This is a genomic window from Vibrio sp. 10N.286.45.E10 (assembly GCF_002874195.2).
Lineage (GTDB): Bacteria > Pseudomonadota > Gammaproteobacteria > Enterobacterales > Vibrionaceae > Vibrio > Vibrio crassostreae.
In genome coordinates this window covers 2675995-2693821 of sequence record NZ_MCWD02000001.1, presented here as the reverse complement: position 1 = coordinate 2693821, position 17827 = coordinate 2675995, and the positions used below count along the sequence as shown (strand labels likewise).

General features: G+C 44.5%; 13 protein-coding genes, 2 tRNA genes and 1 rRNA gene. 9 read left to right on the top strand and 7 right to left on the bottom strand.

Annotation, left to right across the window (positions count from 1 at the left end; translation table 11 throughout):
- Positions 1 to 23 precede the first annotated feature (23 nt).
- Positions 24 to 1244 carry an arginine deiminase gene (arcA, locus tag BCU34_RS11990; protein ID WP_048659260.1) on the bottom strand — a complete coding sequence of 407 codons (1221 nt, stop codon included), beginning with the start codon at positions 1242 to 1244 and terminating at the stop codon, positions 24 to 26.
- A gap of 576 nt (positions 1245 to 1820) precedes the next feature.
- On the opposite strand from arcA, the gene rraB reads away from it, so the two are divergent.
- Both rraB and BCU34_RS11980 read left to right on the top strand, forming a co-directional pair.
- Positions 1821 to 2237, top strand: a complete 417-nt coding sequence (gene rraB, locus BCU34_RS11985; protein ID WP_017058930.1) for a ribonuclease E inhibitor RraB — start codon at positions 1821 to 1823, stop codon at positions 2235 to 2237.
- Between the two features lie 125 nt (positions 2238 to 2362).
- A complete protein-coding gene (locus tag BCU34_RS11980) occupies positions 2363 to 3157 on the top strand; it encodes a glycosyl hydrolase 2 galactose-binding domain-containing protein (protein WP_102431399.1) in 795 nt (264 codons plus the stop codon).
- A 49-nt stretch (positions 3158 to 3206) separates the two neighbouring features.
- Here BCU34_RS11980 and BCU34_RS11975 read toward each other — a convergent pair whose 3' ends face one another.
- The 5 genes from BCU34_RS11975 to pepA all read right to left on the bottom strand — a co-directional run bounded on the left by BCU34_RS11975 (position 3207) and on the right by pepA (position 9916).
- Positions 3207 to 4112, bottom strand: a complete 906-nt coding sequence (locus BCU34_RS11975; protein WP_102431398.1) for a bifunctional helix-turn-helix transcriptional regulator/GNAT family N-acetyltransferase — start codon at positions 4110 to 4112, stop codon at positions 3207 to 3209.
- A 133-nt stretch (positions 4113 to 4245) separates the two neighbouring features.
- Positions 4246 to 4650, bottom strand: a complete 405-nt coding sequence (locus BCU34_RS11970; protein WP_048662132.1) for a DUF2061 domain-containing protein — start codon at positions 4648 to 4650, stop codon at positions 4246 to 4248.
- A gap of 220 nt (positions 4651 to 4870) precedes the next feature.
- Positions 4871 to 7744, bottom strand: a complete 2874-nt coding sequence (locus BCU34_RS11965; RefSeq protein ID WP_102431397.1) for a valine--tRNA ligase — start codon at positions 7742 to 7744, stop codon at positions 4871 to 4873.
- Between the two features lie 102 nt (positions 7745 to 7846).
- Entirely contained in the window at positions 7847 to 8296 is a 450-nt protein-coding gene (locus tag BCU34_RS11960; protein ID WP_048659254.1) for a DNA polymerase III subunit chi, read from the bottom strand.
- A 99-nt stretch (positions 8297 to 8395) separates the two neighbouring features.
- Positions 8396 to 9916 carry a leucyl aminopeptidase gene (pepA, locus tag BCU34_RS11955; RefSeq protein WP_017058936.1) on the bottom strand — a complete coding sequence of 507 codons (1521 nt, stop codon included), beginning with the start codon at positions 9914 to 9916 and terminating at the stop codon, positions 8396 to 8398.
- A gap of 192 nt (positions 9917 to 10108) precedes the next feature.
- Between pepA and lptF the strand changes: the two genes are divergently transcribed.
- Positions 10109 to 11209, top strand: coding sequence for an LPS export ABC transporter permease LptF (gene lptF / locus BCU34_RS11950; RefSeq protein WP_048659253.1), 1101 nt, complete (start codon positions 10109 to 10111; stop codon positions 11207 to 11209).
- A gap of 3 nt (positions 11210 to 11212) precedes the next feature.
- Positions 11213 to 12283: an LPS export ABC transporter permease LptG gene (gene lptG, locus BCU34_RS11945; protein WP_048659252.1), complete on the top strand. Its 1071-nt coding sequence runs from the start codon at positions 11213 to 11215 to the stop codon at positions 12281 to 12283.
- Positions 12284 to 12347: 64 nt separating this feature from the next.
- On the opposite strand, the gene BCU34_RS11940 is transcribed toward lptG, so the two are convergent.
- Positions 12348 to 12824 (bottom strand): RDD family protein, encoded by a 477-nt coding sequence (locus BCU34_RS11940; protein ID WP_048659251.1) that lies wholly within the window; start codon positions 12822 to 12824, stop codon positions 12348 to 12350.
- Positions 12825 to 13018: 194 nt separating this feature from the next.
- On the opposite strand from BCU34_RS11940, the gene BCU34_RS11935 reads away from it, so the two are divergent.
- The 5 genes from BCU34_RS11935 to BCU34_RS11915 all read left to right on the top strand — a co-directional run bounded on the left by BCU34_RS11935 (position 13019) and on the right by BCU34_RS11915 (position 17506).
- A tRNA-Leu gene (locus tag BCU34_RS11935) sits at positions 13019 to 13103 on the top strand.
- Between the two features lie 364 nt (positions 13104 to 13467).
- Positions 13468 to 13875, top strand: a complete 408-nt coding sequence (locus BCU34_RS11930; protein WP_102431395.1) for a VOC family protein — start codon at positions 13468 to 13470, stop codon at positions 13873 to 13875.
- An 83-nt stretch (positions 13876 to 13958) separates the two neighbouring features.
- Positions 13959 to 15212: an HD-GYP domain-containing protein gene (locus tag BCU34_RS11925; RefSeq protein WP_102479789.1), complete on the top strand. Its 1254-nt coding sequence runs from the start codon at positions 13959 to 13961 to the stop codon at positions 15210 to 15212.
- Positions 15213 to 15810: 598 nt separating this feature from the next.
- Positions 15811 to 17365 (top strand): 16S ribosomal RNA (locus tag BCU34_RS11920).
- A gap of 65 nt (positions 17366 to 17430) precedes the next feature.
- Positions 17431 to 17506 (top strand) — tRNA-Glu (locus BCU34_RS11915).
- The last annotated feature ends 321 nt before the right edge of the window (positions 17507 to 17827 follow it).

Sequence of the window (17827 nt, the reverse complement as noted above, 5' to 3'; positions counted from 1 at the left end):
TTCGTTTAACTGAGCTCTTTGACTTAGATACCGTCTCTTTCGATAGGGCAGCTCATACAGCGTGCGCCGCCACGACCACGGCCTAACTCGTTGCCAGGAATCGTTAGAACTTCGATACCCGCTTTGTCGTATTTCTCATTGGTGTAAACATTACGCTCATAGCCAATCACGGTACCTGGCTTCACTGTTAGTACGTTGTTAGCGTCATTCCACTGTTCACGTTCAGCTTCATAGTTGTCACCGCCAGTCGTGATGATCTTCAGCTGATCAAGGCCTAGAGCCCCTTCAATTGCTGACAGGTAGTTTTCCGATTTCTCTACACGCATCTCACCATTTTCTTTTGGTGTTAGGCGCCAAGTATCTAGATCTTTGCGAACAATCTCAGGGTAGACAGAGAAAGTGTCGATATCCATGTGCGTCATCACCGTATCAAGGTGCATACAAGAGCGGTGTTTTGGTAAATCGATAGCAATTACTTCGGTTGCTTGACCCGAACGGAACAAGCTAGCCGCTAGGTTTTCGACACCTTGTGGCTTGGTACGCTCAGAGATACCAACCAGTACCGCGCCTTTACCGATAACCAGTACGTCACCGCCTTCAATATTGGCGTTGTCGTAGTGAAGGTCTTCATCACCAAAGTACTTAATGAAATCTTGACCGGCGAACACTGGATGCCAGCGGTAGATAGCACGCAGGTGGTTCGTTTCACGTTGACGTGCAGGCTTCATCATTGGGTTCAGCGATACACCGCCGTAAACCCAGCATGAGGTATCTCGCGTAAACAGGTGGTTAGGCAGAGGTTCGATAACGAAATCGAGTGGTCGATGCATTTTAGGCAGCATCGATGATGATTTGATAGGAAGCTCAGAATAAGCCAAGCCACCGAGTAAGATCGTTGCTAGATGCTCATTATCCATTTGAGCAAGGTAGTTTCTTAAGTCACGGGCAAAAGTAGGCCCATAACGGAAATCTGAGATTTGAGTATTCAGCAACCACTCACGAGCCTGAGGTACGGCAAGCGTCTCTACTAGCAGGTCGTGCAGCAGTAGCACTTCTACGTCTTGACTGCGCAGCGTTTCTGCAAAGGCATCATGTTCTTCACCAGCTGCTTCAACGGCAAGTACATCATCAAATAAAAGATCATGACAGTTTGAAGGGGTGAGGTGGGTGAGTGCTCTTTCAGGTCTATTTAGGAGAACTCGTCTCAATTGACCGACTTCGGAGCCAACGTACAGCTTACTCATTTTGCATCCTTACTATTAATCCAGCGTCTATTTATGACAAGCTTGTCCGTAATATGCAAGTTTTACAGATTGAGTTAATGCAAGGTATTTGGCTAATTATTGGTCATAAAATCTGCCATTTTAAACTTTACGCAGATTAAATTCCAATTTACTGGCTATCGCACGGAACAACGTTTTTGAGGATCTATGCTCAATTCATGGCTTGTTAGAATTGAATTTTGCTTATTAATCGTGATTTTTTATTCACTATTATGCACTTTTTGATAACAAGCTGAGGATTTATGCACCCTAGAAGCGGTTGGGTGTATGCAGCCAATGTGACTAATCACGCAAGTTTTATTCAATAAGCCCTAAAGTGGCCACAAAAACGAAATGCTAAAATACGTGGCGGTTAATAAAATGTTGGAAATTTGTTTCTGTGATTTTAATTTCACTTTTGAATTGATATTGGCTCTGCGATCTCGCGATAAACTTACCTTTCTAGGCCTGATCTGGGTGGCTTTTCTGGACGATCCGTGCCATATTTCGTGGCAATCAAATTTGATCTTTTCATAGTCAACACTCTGGAGCAGACACATGTCTCACGAAGATGAATATCTATCAGTAGCGGAATTAATTGAATTTCAAAAGGAAGAGACTCGCGACATCATTACAGCATTAATTGAAGATGGTAGCGATCCTGAAGCTCTATACGATATCGAGCATCACCTATTTGCTGAAGATTTCGATGTGCTTGAGAAAGCGGTTGTTGAAGCATTCAAAATGGGCTTTGAAGTGCTTGAAGCTGAAGAGACTGAAGACGAAGATGGCAATAAGCTACTTTGTTGTGATGCAACGATGCAATGTACTCTGAATGCAGAAGCGATCGATGAGCAAGTTGAGAAGCTTGTGAACCTTGCAGAGAAGTTCGACATTATCTACGACGGTTGGGGCACTTACTACGAAGGTGAAGATGCTATCTACCCGGACGAAGATGATGAAGGCGAAGAGTAATTCTTTCCTAATTTTAAAAAATGCCAGCCTCGAGCTGGCATTTTTTTACCCTCAGAAAAATAAATGTCTTTATATGCATTCATTCATTATAATGCGGTCAAAATTGATCTAGCTCAAGGAATGATATGCGGTTGCTTCTCGATGGTCTTTGGCAAATTTCGCCACTGACGGATCTCTCTATCCCACAAGATGACATCACTTTTCCGGCTCCGTTAAGCTCAAAGCTCCCTGGTAGCTTGAGTGAAAATGAAATTGCAGAGCAAGAGTGGCACCTGATGCATGACATTGAAGTGGATGACGCTATGTTGGCGTGTCCATTCGTTGAGTTGGTCGTAGCGGGTGTCGATTACTTTGCAGAAGTGCGACTGAATGGCGTTGCCGTGTTTGATTGCGATGGTAGCCAAGCTGAATATCGCAAAGACATCCGCCCTTATATGCAGTCTGGCCGAAACCGTTTTGAGATCCTTTTCCTTGAAGAAGAAGAGAGCCTGCTGCTTGAAGAGGATATGGATGATTCTGTATCTTCACAGGTTGTCGTTAAATCTGATTCGCGCATCGGGATTTGGCAAGCGCCATACCTGCAGTTCGTTCGAAACGTCAAACTAGAGCAAGTTGTCACAGAGCAGATCTGGCACCATGGCGGTGGCTGTGAGTTCAAAGTAGATGTTATCTATCAAACGCTAAAGCCGGGGTTAATATCGGCATCCATCAAGTTTAATGGCATGACACTCGTAATGCCGATAGATGTGCGCGCAGAGCATACCGGCGTTGTGTTTCAGGTGGAAGCTCCCATGGTATTTAACCTTGAGAAGCCCAACCCTAAGCATCTATATCAATTAGAAGTGGTACTTGATGGGCAAGAAGAGAGTTCTTTTGTTGCCTTGAACCCAACTTCTTGCGTCAGTAACTTTTTACGCTAACTCCGTATATTTTAGCACTATCTTCTTTCGCTATAGCGGCACATTCTGCTTATAACGATTTGGCCATGACAACCTCACAAGCGTCGTGGCCTGTCTCTCCCCAAGCTGAGTCAAGGTGCTCAAACCCAAGTTTCTCATAGAGTTTGACCGCAGCACCTAAGCATTCCGTCGTTTCTAAATACATGTGATGATACCCAAGTTGTTTGGCTTGCTTTAAGCTCAAAGCGACAATTCGCTTGGCTAGGCCATGCCCTCGAGTTTGCGGTAAGAAGTACATCTTTTGTAGCTCACACACATTGGGTTTGCCTGCTAGAGGGGCAAAGCCACCGCCTCCGACAACCTTTCCGTTATGTTCGATAACCCAATACATTGCGTTTGCTTGGCTATAGACAGAGTACATATCATCGAGTGTTGGATCGGCCACGCCATAGCCTTTATCTTCTGTGAGCCCATGCTCAGCCGAAACTTGGCGAATGACTTCGGCTAATTGTTGGTTGTCTGACTCTGTGAGTGGACGTAATACAAACTCATCCGCTTGGCATACTTTCGTTAGCCCTTTTAAATAGCTCTCAAGTCCTTGCTTAAGCAGTTGTTGTTCGTTGTTATTGAGTGTCGAGAGTACTTTTTCAAAGAAGATGCTTTGCTGCTGGTCGAGTTGAGATAACGCATCAACACCTTGAGCGGTTAGGGCGACTAATTGGCTACGCTTGTCTGTTGGGTTCTCTAGGCTTTCAACTAAACCAAGCTTGAGCAGACCCGTGACAGTGCGGCTAGCATTCGATTTATCTACGTTAAGTTGCTGTGCTAATTGGTTGATGGTGATTGGCTGCAACTGGATTTCACCAAGAGTATGAGCCTGGACTGGAGTGAGGTCGACATCACCACATTGCTTATCAAGCATGCCAAGTAAACGAACCGTTTGACGAGAATAGTCTCTTAACTGTTGAGAATTCATAACCACCTACCTTTGGATTAAGAAATGAAGTTGCGCACCGCAATCAATTTAATTGCGGTGCGCAACTTTGTCAATGGTGAGCTGAATTTTGTTATTCGAAACTGGTTGCTTCAATCGCTCAGTGAGCTTTAGATTAAGCGTGTTGATGTAAGCAAAACTGAGCTTGTACTGTTTGGCTTTCAGCTTTTCGTAACCAGACTTTCTCGTGGAAGTAGTAAGCAACTGTATTTAAAGCTGGCTCTAGCAAAGCCATCACACCGCCGATGAAGGCATCGCCAGTCAACAAGTAGACAACGGTAAAGGCAACACTAAAGTGGATGCTAGCAAAGCTTGCTGTTTTTAATTTGGTCATCCACTGACGAGCTTTAAGCGCTGGTACTTGAGCCCACGCCTTTTCATGAAAATAGAAGGCAACAGTATTCACAGAGGGCTCAATCATGGCGATTAAGCTACCAATTAAGATGTCGCCTGTGAGTACATAAGCGACACTAAATGCGATAGTAAAATGTAATGCAGCAAAGGTTAGTGTCTTTTTCATGATAATTACTCGGTCGTTGTGTTGTTTCGATAGAGCTATTATTGAGAATTATTATCACTAAATCCAATGGGCAGTTAAGATTGTTTTGATAGGCAAAAGCTATCAATAAACGGGAGTGAGGCTGATTGGATTGGAACTTGGTGCATAAAAAAAGGCTGACCATGAAGGCCAACCTTTTTATCTAGAGCGAGAGGTTCGAAACCTCCTCGTTCATTCAGTTTTAAAGAGCAGCAATTGTTGCTTTTTGCTCTTCAAGCTTCACAAGAGTCTCTTGGTAGCCTTCAAGCTTTTCACGCTCTTTCGCGATAACCGCTTCTGGCGCTTTAGCAACGAAACCCTCGTTACCTAGCTTACCTTCGATACGCTTAATCTCGCCGTGAGTTTTAGCTACTTCTTTATCTAGACGAGCAAGCTCAGCATCTTTGTCGATAAGACCCGCCATTGGGATCATTAGCTCAGACTTACCAACCAGTTTAGTTGCACAAGCAGGAGTCTCTTCACAATCAGCTAGAACTTTAATGTCGTCTAGTTTAGCTAGAGAGTTAAGAACGATCTTGTTCGCTTCGATACGAGCTGCATCTTTCTCATCAGCGACTTTGATCATTACTTCTAAGCCTTGGCTCGGTGCAATGTCGTATTCCGCACGTAGGTTACGGATAGCTGTGATGAAAGTCTTAACCCATTCGATGTCTTCTACGATCTCAGCATTGAAGTTATCTTCGTTAAACTGAGGAAGCGCTTGAGTCATGATTGTCTCGCCTTCAACGCCGTCTACTAGAGGCTTAACGCTCTGCCAGATAGATTCGGTGATGTAAGGAAGAACTGGGTGAGCAAGACGCAGAGTCTTCTCTAGAACCGTGATAAGCGTGTAACGAGTCGCTTGTTGTTGAGCTTCAGTGCCTTTCCAAAGAACCGGTTTAGTTAGTTCTAAGTACCAGTCACAGAATTGGTTCCAGATGAATTCGTAAAGCGTGTTTGCTGCCATGTCTAGACGGTAGTTGTCTAGGTGAGCATTAAACTCTTTCGCTGCAACTTCAAACTGAGATTCAATCCACTTATCCGCTAGAGAGAATTCCATGTTTGCACGGTCTTCAACAGACAGTGACATGCCACAATCGTGCTCTTCTGTGTTCATCAGTACGTAACGGCTCGCGTTCCATAACTTGTTACAGAAGTTACGGTAACCTTCAAGGCGCTTCATGTCCCAGTTGATGTCACGGCCAGTTGAAGCCATAGCAGCAAGAGTGAAACGCAGTGCGTCAGTACCGTATGGTTCGATACCGTTTTCGAAAGTTTTACGTGTTGCTTTTTCGATCTTAGCAGCCAGTTTAGGTTGCATCATGTTGCCACAACGCTTTTCTACTAGCTCTTCAAGGCCGATGCCGTCAATCATGTCGATTGGGTCAAGTACGTTACCTTTCGACTTAGACATCTTGTCGCCGTTTTCATCACGGATAAGACCTGTCATGTAAACCGTTTTGAAAGGTACTTGAGCCTTGCCATCTTCGTCTTTCACGAAGTGCATGGTCATCATGATCATACGAGCAACCCAGAAGAAGATAATATCAAAACCAGATACTAGTACTTCTGATGGGTGGAATGTTTTCATTGCTTCAGTATCTTCAGGCCAGCCTTGCGTGCCGAACGTCCAAAGTGCAGAAGAGAACCATGTATCAAGTACATCGTTGTCTTGCTTAAGCACAACAACAGGCGCTAGGTTGTTCTTTTCACGAACTTCTTCTTCAGTACGACCTACGTAAACTTTACCATCGTTGTCGTACCATGCTGGGATTCGGTGGCCCCACCAAAGTTGACGAGAGATACACCAGTCTTGCACGTCACGCATCCACGCGAAGTACATGTTTTCGTATTGCTTAGGCACGAACTGGATTTCGCCATCTTCAACGGCTTTGACTGCAGGTGCTGCAAGAGGTGCTGTGCGCACGTACCATTGGTCAGTCAGCATTGGTTCGATAACTACGCCACCACGGTCACCGTAAGGGACAGTTAGGTCGTGATCTTTTATCTCTTCAAGAAGACCAAGTTCATCGAATTCAGCAACGATAGCTTTACGTGCAGCAAAACGCTCCATGCCTTGGTACTTAGCAGGGATATCTGTTGAGTAAACATCGCTTTCTTCGCCGTTGGTTGTGAAGACTTCAGCAGCATCACGGATATCAGCGTTGAACGTTAGGATGTTGATCATCGGTAGGTTGTTGCGCTTACCCACTTCGTAATCGTTAAAGTCATGAGCTGGAGTGACTTTCACACACCCCGTGCCTTTTTCCATGTCTGCGTGCTCATCGCCTACGATAGGGATAAGACGGTTAACAACAGGAAGTAGGATTTCTTTACCGATAAGATCTTTGTAACGAGGATCTTCTGGGTTAACCGCTACGCCAGTATCACCAAACATGGTTTCTGGACGAGTAGTAGCAACAACGATGTAGTCTTTACCATCAGCCGTTTTAACACCGTTCGCTAGCGGGTAGCGGAAGTGCCACATGAAACCTTTTTTGTCTTTGTTTTCAACTTCAAGATCTGAAATTGCAGTGTGCAGTTTAGGATCCCAGTTTACTAGACGCTTACCACGGTAGATTAGGTCTTCTTCGTATAGACGAACAAACACTTCTTGAGTCGCAGCCGATAGGCCGTCATCCATAGTGAATCGCTCACGATCCCAATCTACAGATGCTCCAAGACGACGAAGCTGTTTAGTGATCGTGCCACCTGATTCGCCTTTCCATTCCCAGATCTTGTCGATGAAAGCTTCACGACCGTAGTCGTGTTTTGTTTTACCTTCTTCAGCAGCAATCTTACGCTCAACAACCATTTGAGTTGCGATACCAGCGTGGTCAGTACCCACTTGCCAAAGCGTGTTTTTGCCTTTCATACGTTGAGCACGGATAAGCGTATCCATGATCGTATCTTGGAACGCGTGACCCATGTGTAGGCTGCCAGTGACGTTCGGTGGCGGGATCATGATGCTGTAAGCTTCTTTTGATGTGTCACCGTGTGGCTTAAAGTAGCCTTTCTCTTCCCAAGTCTGATACAGAGCTTGTTCGATTGATGTTGGGTTGTATGTCTTTTCCATAGTGCTCTTAAACGGATACTGTGAATGGTTAATCGTGGTCAAACTTCATAAGTGAAGCTTCTTGAATCTAAATCCAAAGATAGCTTTAACTATGAGGTTTGACTATGGATGTTGAATCTCGATCGTCTGTAGCTGATATCCAGCCTGACGGTAAATTTTATACCTTTCTCGAGCGAGTTGCTTAGCTTTTTCTTCGCAAGGGACGAAGTCTATCACCTGAGCAAAGGCGTTCGCAAAGGTTGTATGATTATCGGCCAGATTAATTACTAGCTGACGATTCCAATTATGTTTTACGCCTTGATAGCCAATTTCGATGTTGGTTGAATACTTTGGGCCTTCGCCAACCAAGTTGTGCGCAATAAACTCACTGGGTTCGACTTGCCACAAAACTTCAGCAATACGCTCGGCATGTTCTTTGTCATTACAGTTGAGATAAAGCTTAGCGCCTTGTTTCGCAAAGTGCTGAGCAAGAAACAGCACATAGTGAGCAAAACCATCTTCGCTGGCTTGCGGACTGTCTGAAGGCACAATGTAAAATGTAGCAGTCTGCATACTTAATACTCGAACTGAAAATCGTGGATATCAATGTTACTCGGTTAACAGGATCTAACAAATAGCGCTTATTAAAAAAGGGCCCGTAGGCCCTTTTTATTATTTTGAAGATTGCTCTTCAGTCTCTTGGCCGCTGCGGTTCAATAAGAATTGGACTAGCATTGAGACAGGACGACCTGTCGAGCCTTTCGCTGCGCCTGACTTCCAAGCTGTACCAGCACTATCGATGTGTGCCCAGTGGTACTTCTTAGTGAATTTAGACAGGAAGCAACCAGCAGTAATTGTGCCGCCAGGACGGCCGCCGATGTTCGCCATATCAGCGAACGGGCTGTTTAGCTGCTCATGGTACTCGTCTGCCATAGGTAGACGCCATGCTCGGTCACTTGCTTGCTCAGAAGCATTAACAAGTTCGTGAGAAAGCGGGTTGTGGTTCGATAGAACGCCACTGATGTGGTGACCTAGAGCGATAACACATGCGCCAGTTAGCGTAGCAACATCGACAACACAATCTGGTTCAAAACGCTCAACGTAAGTTAGAGCATCACATAGAACCAAGCGACCTTCAGCATCAGTGTTTAGTACTTCAACCGTTTGGCCTGACATTGTCGTTAGGATATCACCTGGACGGTAAGCATTGCTGCCTGGCATGTTTTCACAACCTGCTAGGATACCAACCACGTTAATAGGTAAGTTCAGTTTAGCCAATGCTTTCATTGTACCGAATACTGACGCCGCACCACACATGTCGTACTTCATCTCATCCATACCTTCACCAGGCTTAAGCGAGATGCCGCCTGAATCGAAAGTCAGACCTTTACCGACTAATACAATCGGCTTCGCATCTGGATCCGGAGCGCCTTTGTATTCCATGATAGACATCATAGATTCATTTTTAGAGCCACGGCCTACTGCTAGGTATGATGTCATACCCAGTTTTTCCATCTCTTCTTCGCCAATGATCTTAGTCTTCACTGTCTCGTAATCGTCAGCTAAACGACGAGCTTGAGATGCAAGATAAGCAGGGTTTGCGATGTTTGGTGGCATGTTGCCTAAATCTTTAGACGCTTTTACACCTGAAGCAATAGCAAGGCCGTGAGAAATAGCTTTCTCACCCAGGCTCAATTCGCGGCGTGTTGGTACGTTGAATACCAATTTACGTAGTGGGCGACGAGTCTCTGGTTTGTTGCTCTTGAATTGGTCGAATGTGTAAAGACCATCTTTAGTCGCTTCTACTGCTTGGCGAACTTTCCAATAAGTGTCGCGACCTTTAACGTGAAGTTCTGTAAGGAAACATACTGCTTCCATAGAACCTGTTTCGTTTAGTGTGCTGATGGTTTTTTGGATAATTTCTTTGTATTGACGCTCGCCTAGCTCACGTTCTTTACCACAGCCTACCAGTAGAACACGTTCTGAAAGTACACCAGGTACTTGATGCAGTAGTAGCATCTGGCCAGGTTTACCCTCTAGATCACCGCGACGAAGCAGTGAACTAATGTAGCCATCGCTAATCTTATCTAATTGCTCGGCTACTGGAGAAAGGCGGCGCGGTTCGAATACACCGACAACGATACATGCGCTGCGCTGTTTCTCTGGGCTGCCACTTTTTACACTGAACTCCATGCGTACTCCTACATCCTGAAGACAAATCGAACTAAATGTTAGATAATGGGTTCTTACTTGTTGGATCCTATAATGGAACTAACCTTAAAGAAGAACGCTAACACTTAGCTAAAAATTTAAAAAAATAAAAGGTTCAACGGGAAATTATAGTGATTCAATCAAAAAAACAAGTTTTGTATAGGTAATTTGAGCGTGATTATTGTTAGATATTTGATCCGCGAGACAATCAAGAGCCAATTTGCGATCTTTTTTGTTCTCTTTCTCGTGTTTCTCAGCCAAAAATTCATCAGTGTTTTAGCGGACGCCTCTGATGGTGATATCCCCGCGAGTCTTATATTGTCGATTGTTGGCTTAAATATGCCAGCGATGGGCCTATTGATGCTTCCTCTCAGTATTTATATTGGTATTTTGCTGACTTTTGGCCGCCTTTACGCCGAAAGTGAAATTGTGGTGATGAACGCCACCGGTATTGGTAATAAATTCCTGATTCAATCTGCACTTTACTTAGCTTTAATTACCGCAACGGTTGCCGCTTTTAACTCATTTTGGTTGTCTCCTTGGTCACAAGACAAAGTTGAACAAATGTATGAAGAAGTAGCCGCAGAGAACAGCGTTGATTTGCTACCAAAAGGTAAGTTTGAAGGCACGCCGGATGGTTCTTCTGTGGTGTTTATCGATGATATTGACGGCAATAAATTAGAAAATGTGTTCGTTGCTCAAATGCGCCCACGTGACTCAGTACTGCCAAGTGTGATGTTCTCGAAGTCGGGAGATGTAAAAGAACTCAGCGATGGTCGCCAAGTTATCGTGATGTACGATGGCACTCGTCATGAAGGTGTGCCTACACGCCTTGATTATATGGTGACACACTTTGAAGAATACGAAGGCCTGATCGGTCAACGTGAAGTTGAGAAGAAAGGTCGAGACTGGGAAGCTATCCCGACACTTGACCTTATCGGTAACCCGAATAATAGCGCGAAAGCTGAATTGCAATGGCGTATTTCTTTGGTACTTTGTATTCCATTGTTGACCATGCTTGTCGTGCCGCTGTCTGCGGTAAACCCTCGCCAAGGTCGTTTTGCGAAAATCGGCCCAGCAATACTGATTTATCTCACCTATTTCTTAGCAATCAGTGCAACTAAATCTTCAATTGAAGAGGGAAGCATTCCTGCGGTAATCGGCATGTGGCCAATCAATGCGTTGTTGTTATTTGTCGCGATTGGTGCAAACTTTATGGATAGCGTGCCAGTAAGGCGTTTGAAAGAAAAATTCAAGAATAAGAGGTTGGCTTAAGCCGTGTTTAAGATTCTCGATTTATATATAGGCAGAACCATCATCGCAACGACGTCACTGGTATTGGTGACGTTTGTTGGTCTCTCTGGGATCATCAAGTATGTAGAACAGCTGAGAAAAGTTGGCCGTGGTACATACGATCTATTACAAGCGCTGTACTTTGTTTTACTGAGTATCCCTCGTGATATCGAAATGTTCTTTCCAATGGCTGCATTGCTTGGCGCCTTGATTGGGCTTGGTATGCTTGCTGCGAGTTCTGAGCTGGTAGTTATGCAGGCCGCTGGTTTCTCTAAGTTAGATATCGGCCTATCGGTACTTAAAACCGCTATTCCACTGATGATCGTGGTGACACTACTTGGTCAGTGGGGCGCACCGCAAGCGCAGAAAATGGCTCGTGATTTAAGAACTATTTCCATTGCTGGTGGTAATATTATCTCGACGCAAAGTGGTGTGTGGGCTCGTGATGCGAATGACTTCATCTTCATTGTCAAAATCGATGATCAGAAGCTATATGGAATGAACATGTGGCGCTTTGATGAAAATAAGGCACTTAAGACCGCTATTTACTCTGACGAAGTTGATTACGTTGGAGATAACGTGTGGACGATGAAGGATGTCGAGATAACGTCTTTTGAAAACGAACTTCAAATTACCAAAGAAAGTCTACCGACATACTCATGGAAGACATCACTTGCTCCAGATAAGCTTGCGATTGTAACGGTTAAGCCAGAAGAGCTCTCTTTAAGTGGTTTGTATGATTATGTTTCCTACCTTAAAGCGTCGGAGCAAGATGCATCACGTTATGAACTGGCATTGTGGAGGAAGATAACTCAGCCAATTTCGATCGCGGTTATGATGCTGATGGCACTGTCGTTTATCTTTGGTCCTTTGCGTAGTGTGACCATGGGGGCGAGAATACTGTCAGGTGTTATTGCTGGCTTTACCTTCTATATATCCAGTGAGTTTTTTGGCCCTGTGAGTTTGGTTTATCAGATACCGCCCGCCTTTGGCGCAATCGCCCCGAGCGTGGTGTTCCTTGGAATTGCCATCATGCTCTTGAGGCGGAAACTGTAAATAGAAAAAAGGAAGGCATAACGCCTTCCTTTTTTGATCTTGATTGGAGCTAACTTAAATCACGCTATCTTGCTTGTGGTAACACAACGACTTCGGTCTTTGCCCAGATATCGTGAAAGCCACGTTTTTGAGGATCGAATGGCACACATAGGTTTGCCAATCCAAAACCTGAAGTACCTAAGCGAATTAGCGCCTGAGTTACTGTGATAGCTGAGCCATCTTTGTTTTGAACGCGCAGTTTCCAAGCTCTCATACCGAGAGTTTGACCAGCTCTAGTCCAGAAAAATACAAAGAAATAGACCCAAACGGCCACTAAGTAAAAGGTGTATGCAGGGCTCCAAATCGGATGGTTGGTTAAGAAGTCACTAACATCGGCATAACCGCTGTGGTTAAATATGCCGAGAGCCATGAGCGCGTGCAGTAGAGCGACAATGACGCCAGCCGCCAACATTTCAATAGCGATTACGATCAGAGCGTCATAGAACAAGGCACCAAATCGGCGCATGACTCCTGCTGGTGGCAGAGTGTTTGTTGATGTCATGTGTTATTACTTCTTTAAAAATTGAGGCGTCAGAATATAGTTTAAGGCTTAGCCTGAAAAGAGACATGACGCACAGCTTATGACTTAGTGGCGAAATTATCGGCAAACACACATGAATTCAAGTTTTTATACTTGCCACATCAGTTCGCATACGTATAATGCCAAACATCGAAAGGGCAATGCCCCAAGATAATGCCGGTATGGTGAAATTGGTATACACGACGGATTCAAAATCCGTTGCCTTCGGGCGTGGCGGTTCAAGTCCGCCTACCGGTACCATATTTAGATAAAGCCCTGATCAGAAATGGTCAGGGCTTTGTTGTATCTTGAGTATGGAAAACGTTGCCTCGCGGTAGCGGCAGGAATGCCTGTCCAATCGGTCCGCCTAAACCGGTACCATATTTTAAGATAGAGCCTCAACGAAAGTTGGGGGTTTGTTGTATCTGGAGTCTGGAAAGCGTTGCCTTCGCGGTAGCGGCAGGAATGCTTGTCCAATCAGTCAGATCTTGCTGTTTCATTCCTAAATCTCGCAGTTTCACTTCGTAATTTCATTTCCTAATAAATTAATCATCTTAAATCATACTGTTACCTGTCATTCCTTCTTCTATTGTCTATGTTTAAGTAAATAACAGAGGAGAGAGATATGCTGACAGTAACCCCTTACTTGTTTTTTGACGGTCGTTGTAGTGAAGCGTTGGATTTTTATCATAAGTGTTTCGGCGGTGTGGTTTTATCGAAGCAACTTTTTAGTGATGCACCACAAGTAATAGAGGGAGCTCAACCTGATTGGGTCATGCATGCTGAGTTCGAAGCATTTGGTATGAAGCTGATGATGTCTGATGGTGTTAAGGCAAAAGAGCTAGAAGGGAACAACCTAGCACTTTCTCTTGTTACAGATGATACCGCGACCCAAGAACAGATCTTTGAAAAGCTAAAGCAAGATGGACGAGTAATGACGCCGTTAGCGGATACTTTTTGGGGCGCTCGGTTTGGTAAGGTTGAAGATAAGTTTGGAATACGCTGGATGGTGCATTGCGATTCTTTAAATTGAACCTGTGAAATTGGATAGTGAAATTGCTGCTTGGTTTTATTAGAATTATAAATAGAGATTATTAATCAATATTATATATAAAAATGGGCAGCATAAAGATTACCGTAGATCGCATTCAGCCCGGTCTGCATATACGACTCCCCGTAAAATGGAATGAACACCCATTTTTATTCAACAGTTTTAAAATCAAAGATGACGCCCAAGTAAAGGTAATTCGACATCTTGGGATTAAGCACGTCTATATAAACTTGAATCAAAGCGATACATCTCCTCTACCTGCTAACCATGTTATTGAGCAAGAAGCCGATACTGACTTACAAGTAAGCCTTGAAGCGGAAAGAATGTGGAAAGATAAGCATGAACGTATCGAAACTTTAAGCTCTTATCGTCGCAGAGTGAGTCATTGCGAGAAAGAGTTCGAACGTTCGCTGGCCCGAATGCGCTCTGTGATGACCAAGATCCGTAACCGACCTTTAGATGCAGTAGGGGAGGTAAAAGCTCTGGTTGATGACATTGTCGAAACATTAGTAAGCGATGATAACGTCACATTGCACCTTATGAATGCTAAAGCTGATTTTGAAGACATCTACTTTCATACATTGAATGTTTCTGTTGTCGCGCTGATGATAGGTAAAGCTAAAGGTTACAATACGCAGCAATTAAAAGATCTTTCCTTCGCAGCGTTGTTCCACGATGTAGGCAAAATCAAAATACCAGTCGCTATATTAAGAAAGCAGAGTGCGCTTACGGTACCAGAAGAGAACTACTTAAAGCTTCACACTAAATATGGTGCAGATATTGTTTCAACAATTGATGACTTTCCTGAAAGGGCCAAAAAGGTGATTGCTCAACATCATGAGGTGAATGATGGTTCTGGTTATCCCGAAGGCTTAAAAGAAGATGAGATAGATGAATTTGCCAAGATAGTCGCAGTGGCTAATGCATTTGATAACCTTTGCCATGGTAAAACGCAATCTCAACAAATGATCCCGTATCTGGCACTGTCCCACTTATATAAAAGCTGCAAGCATTTATATAGCCAAGATAACTTGGGGCTATTAGTTAAGTTCATGGGAGTCTACCCACCAGGAACCGTAGTACAGCTTTCAAATGATTCGATTGGGGTTGTGATATCCGTTAACGCTAAACATATGCTTTATCCAAATGTACTTATCTATGATCCTAGCGTGCCAAGAACCCAAGCCCCGATTATTGACCTCTTTATTAAAGAGATAAAAATCGTCAGTGCCGTTCATCCAAGTAAATTACCGGAACAAGTGAGAGAGTATCTAAACCCAAGAGCTCGTTTATCTTATTTTTTTGATAACGGGGAGTAGTTATCCACAAGGTGTTGTGGGTAATTTGTTCGAAGCTTGGGGTGAAAATGGTATAAATAAGCCCTTGGTTGAAATATCTCCGCTTAACCTCTTTTTTTCAATAAAAAACACATTTAATGCTTGCCAATAAGAGCGGCATCTCTATAATGCCGCCTCACTGACACGGTAGACGCCACAAGGCTTCAGCGCAGAATGTTAGTAAAGGCAACTAGCTTTGAGTGATTATTCGCTCCTACTTTTAGAAAGTAGAAATTAATTCCAAATAAGTGTTTGACACTGAGAATTAAGTCGCTAGAATGGCCGCCTCTTCCGAAGTGATGCAAGTCACAACGAAGAGAAGCTCTTTAACAATTTAAACCTATCAATCTGTGTGGGCACTCGTTGATGAATATCAAAACGTTTTATCGTTAGATAAAACAGATTCTTAGGAATCAACTTTGGTTTCAATGAACTGAGTGACCAATACAAATAACTACTTTCTCTTGTAGAAAGAAGGTATTTGGCACAGTCAATTCATTATCTTTCTGTTGGAAAGATAATAGCTTTAGAATTACTTTTTGTAGTTTTGAAGTCAGTATTCGTTGAGTCACAAAATCTTAAATTGAAGAGTTTGATCATGGCTCAGATTGAACGCTGGCGGCAGGCCTAACACATGCAAGTCGAGCGGAAACGACACTAACAATCCTTCGGGTGCGTTATTGGGCGTCGAGCGGCGGACGGGTGAGTAATGCCTAGGAAATTGCCTTGATGTGGGGGATAACCATTGGAAACGATGGCTAATACCGCATAATGCCTACGGGCCAAAGAGGGGGACCTTCGGGCCTCTCGCGTCAAGATATGCCTAGGTGGGATTAGCTAGTTGGTGAGGTAATGGCTCACCAAGGCGACGATCCCTAGCTGGTCTGAGAGGATGATCAGCCACACTGGAACTGAGACACGGTCCAGACTCCTACGGGAGGCAGCAGTGGGGAATATTGCACAATGGGCGAAAGCCTGATGCAGCCATGCCGCGTGTATGAAGAAGGCCTTCGGGTTGTAAAGTACTTTCAGTTGTGAGGAAGGGGGTAGTGTTAATAGCGCTATCTCTTGACGTTAGCAACAGAAGAAGCACCGGCTAACTCCGTGCCAGCAGCCGCGGTAATACGGAGGGTGCGAGCGTTAATCGGAATTACTGGGCGTAAAGCGCATGCAGGTGGTTCATTAAGTCAGATGTGAAAGCCCGGGGCTCAACCTCGGAACTGCATTTGAAACTGGTGAACTAGAGTACTGTAGAGGGGGGTAGAATTTCAGGTGTAGCGGTGAAATGCGTAGAGATCTGAAGGAATACCAGTGGCGAAGGCGGCCCCCTGGACAGATACTGACACTCAGATGCGAAAGCGTGGGGAGCAAACAGGATTAGATACCCTGGTAGTCCACGCCGTAAACGATGTCTACTTGGAGGTTGTGGCCTTGAGCCGTGGCTTTCGGAGCTAACGCGTTAAGTAGACCGCCTGGGGAGTACGGTCGCAAGATTAAAACTCAAATGAATTGACGGGGGCCCGCACAAGCGGTGGAGCATGTGGTTTAATTCGATGCAACGCGAAGAACCTTACCTACTCTTGACATCCAGAGAAGCCAGCGGAGACGCAGGTGTGCCTTCGGGAGCTCTGAGACAGGTGCTGCATGGCTGTCGTCAGCTCGTGTTGTGAAATGTTGGGTTAAGTCCCGCAACGAGCGCAACCCTTATCCTTGTTTGCCAGCGAGTAATGTCGGGAACTCCAGGGAGACTGCCGGTGATAAACCGGAGGAAGGTGGGGACGACGTCAAGTCATCATGGCCCTTACGAGTAGGGCTACACACGTGCTACAATGGCGCATACAGAGGGCAGCAAGCTAGCGATAGTGAGCGAATCCCAAAAAGTGCGTCGTAGTCCGGATTGGAGTCTGCAACTCGACTCCATGAAGTCGGAATCGCTAGTAATCGTAGATCAGAATGCTACGGTGAATACGTTCCCGGGCCTTGTACACACCGCCCGTCACACCATGGGAGTGGGCTGCAAAAGAAGTGGGTAGTTTAACCTTTCGGGGAGGACGCTCACCACTTTGTGGTTCATGACTGGGGTGAAGTCGTAACAAGGTAGCCCTAGGGGAACCTGGGGCTGGATCACCTCCTTATACGAAGATATTCACGATAAGTGTCCACACAGATTGATATGTTTAAACAGTTAAGAGTAACCTATGTCCCGTTCGTCTAGAGGCCTAGGACACCGCCCTTTCACGGCGGTAACAGGGGTTCGACTCCCCTACGGGATACCATCTTTAAGCGCATTTATTTAAGTGTCTTTAAAAATGGTTCATTTATTGAATCAAGCTCTTTAACAATTTGGAAAGCTGACTGATTGATTACTTACGAGTAATTCAATCAAATTTAAAAGTTCTCAATGTTTACCTTTATGGTAAACACAACAAACACATTCAAGTGTCTTGTATTCGAATCAAACATAGTTTGATTCACAATTGAGTCCGGCAAACAGTCATTGAGAATTAACCCTTCTTAATGACAACCAAAAACCTTGGTTAGTTGCCATACGCTTATTTGTCTTCACTTTTTAAAGTGAAAGCAAATAGAAATCCTTT

Bases quoted from the DNA above. Each gene is read 5' to 3' on its own strand.
- arcA (WP_048659260.1), bottom strand. From the start codon at position 1,244: ATGAGTAAGCTGTACGTTGGCTCCGAAGTCGGTCAATTGAGACGAGTT.
- rraB (WP_017058930.1), top strand. From the start codon at position 1,821: ATGTCTCACGAAGATGAATATCTATCAGTAGCGGAATTAATTGAATTT.
- BCU34_RS11980 (WP_102431399.1), top strand. From the start codon at position 2,363: ATGCGGTTGCTTCTCGATGGTCTTTGGCAAATTTCGCCACTGACGGAT.
- BCU34_RS11975 (WP_102431398.1), bottom strand. From the start codon at position 4,112: ATGAATTCTCAACAGTTAAGAGACTATTCTCGTCAAACGGTTCGTTTA.
- BCU34_RS11970 (WP_048662132.1), bottom strand. From the start codon at position 4,650: ATGAAAAAGACACTAACCTTTGCTGCATTACATTTTACTATCGCATTT.
- BCU34_RS11965 (WP_102431397.1), bottom strand. From the start codon at position 7,744: ATGGAAAAGACATACAACCCAACATCAATCGAACAAGCTCTGTATCAG.
- BCU34_RS11960 (WP_048659254.1), bottom strand. From the start codon at position 8,296: ATGCAGACTGCTACATTTTACATTGTGCCTTCAGACAGTCCGCAAGCC.
- pepA (WP_017058936.1), bottom strand. From the start codon at position 9,916: ATGGAGTTCAGTGTAAAAAGTGGCAGCCCAGAGAAACAGCGCAGCGCA.
- BCU34_RS11940 (WP_048659251.1), bottom strand. From the start codon at position 12,824: ATGACATCAACAAACACTCTGCCACCAGCAGGAGTCATGCGCCGATTT.
- BCU34_RS11930 (WP_102431395.1), top strand. From the start codon at position 13,468: ATGCTGACAGTAACCCCTTACTTGTTTTTTGACGGTCGTTGTAGTGAA.
- BCU34_RS11925 (WP_102479789.1), top strand. From the start codon at position 13,959: ATGGGCAGCATAAAGATTACCGTAGATCGCATTCAGCCCGGTCTGCAT.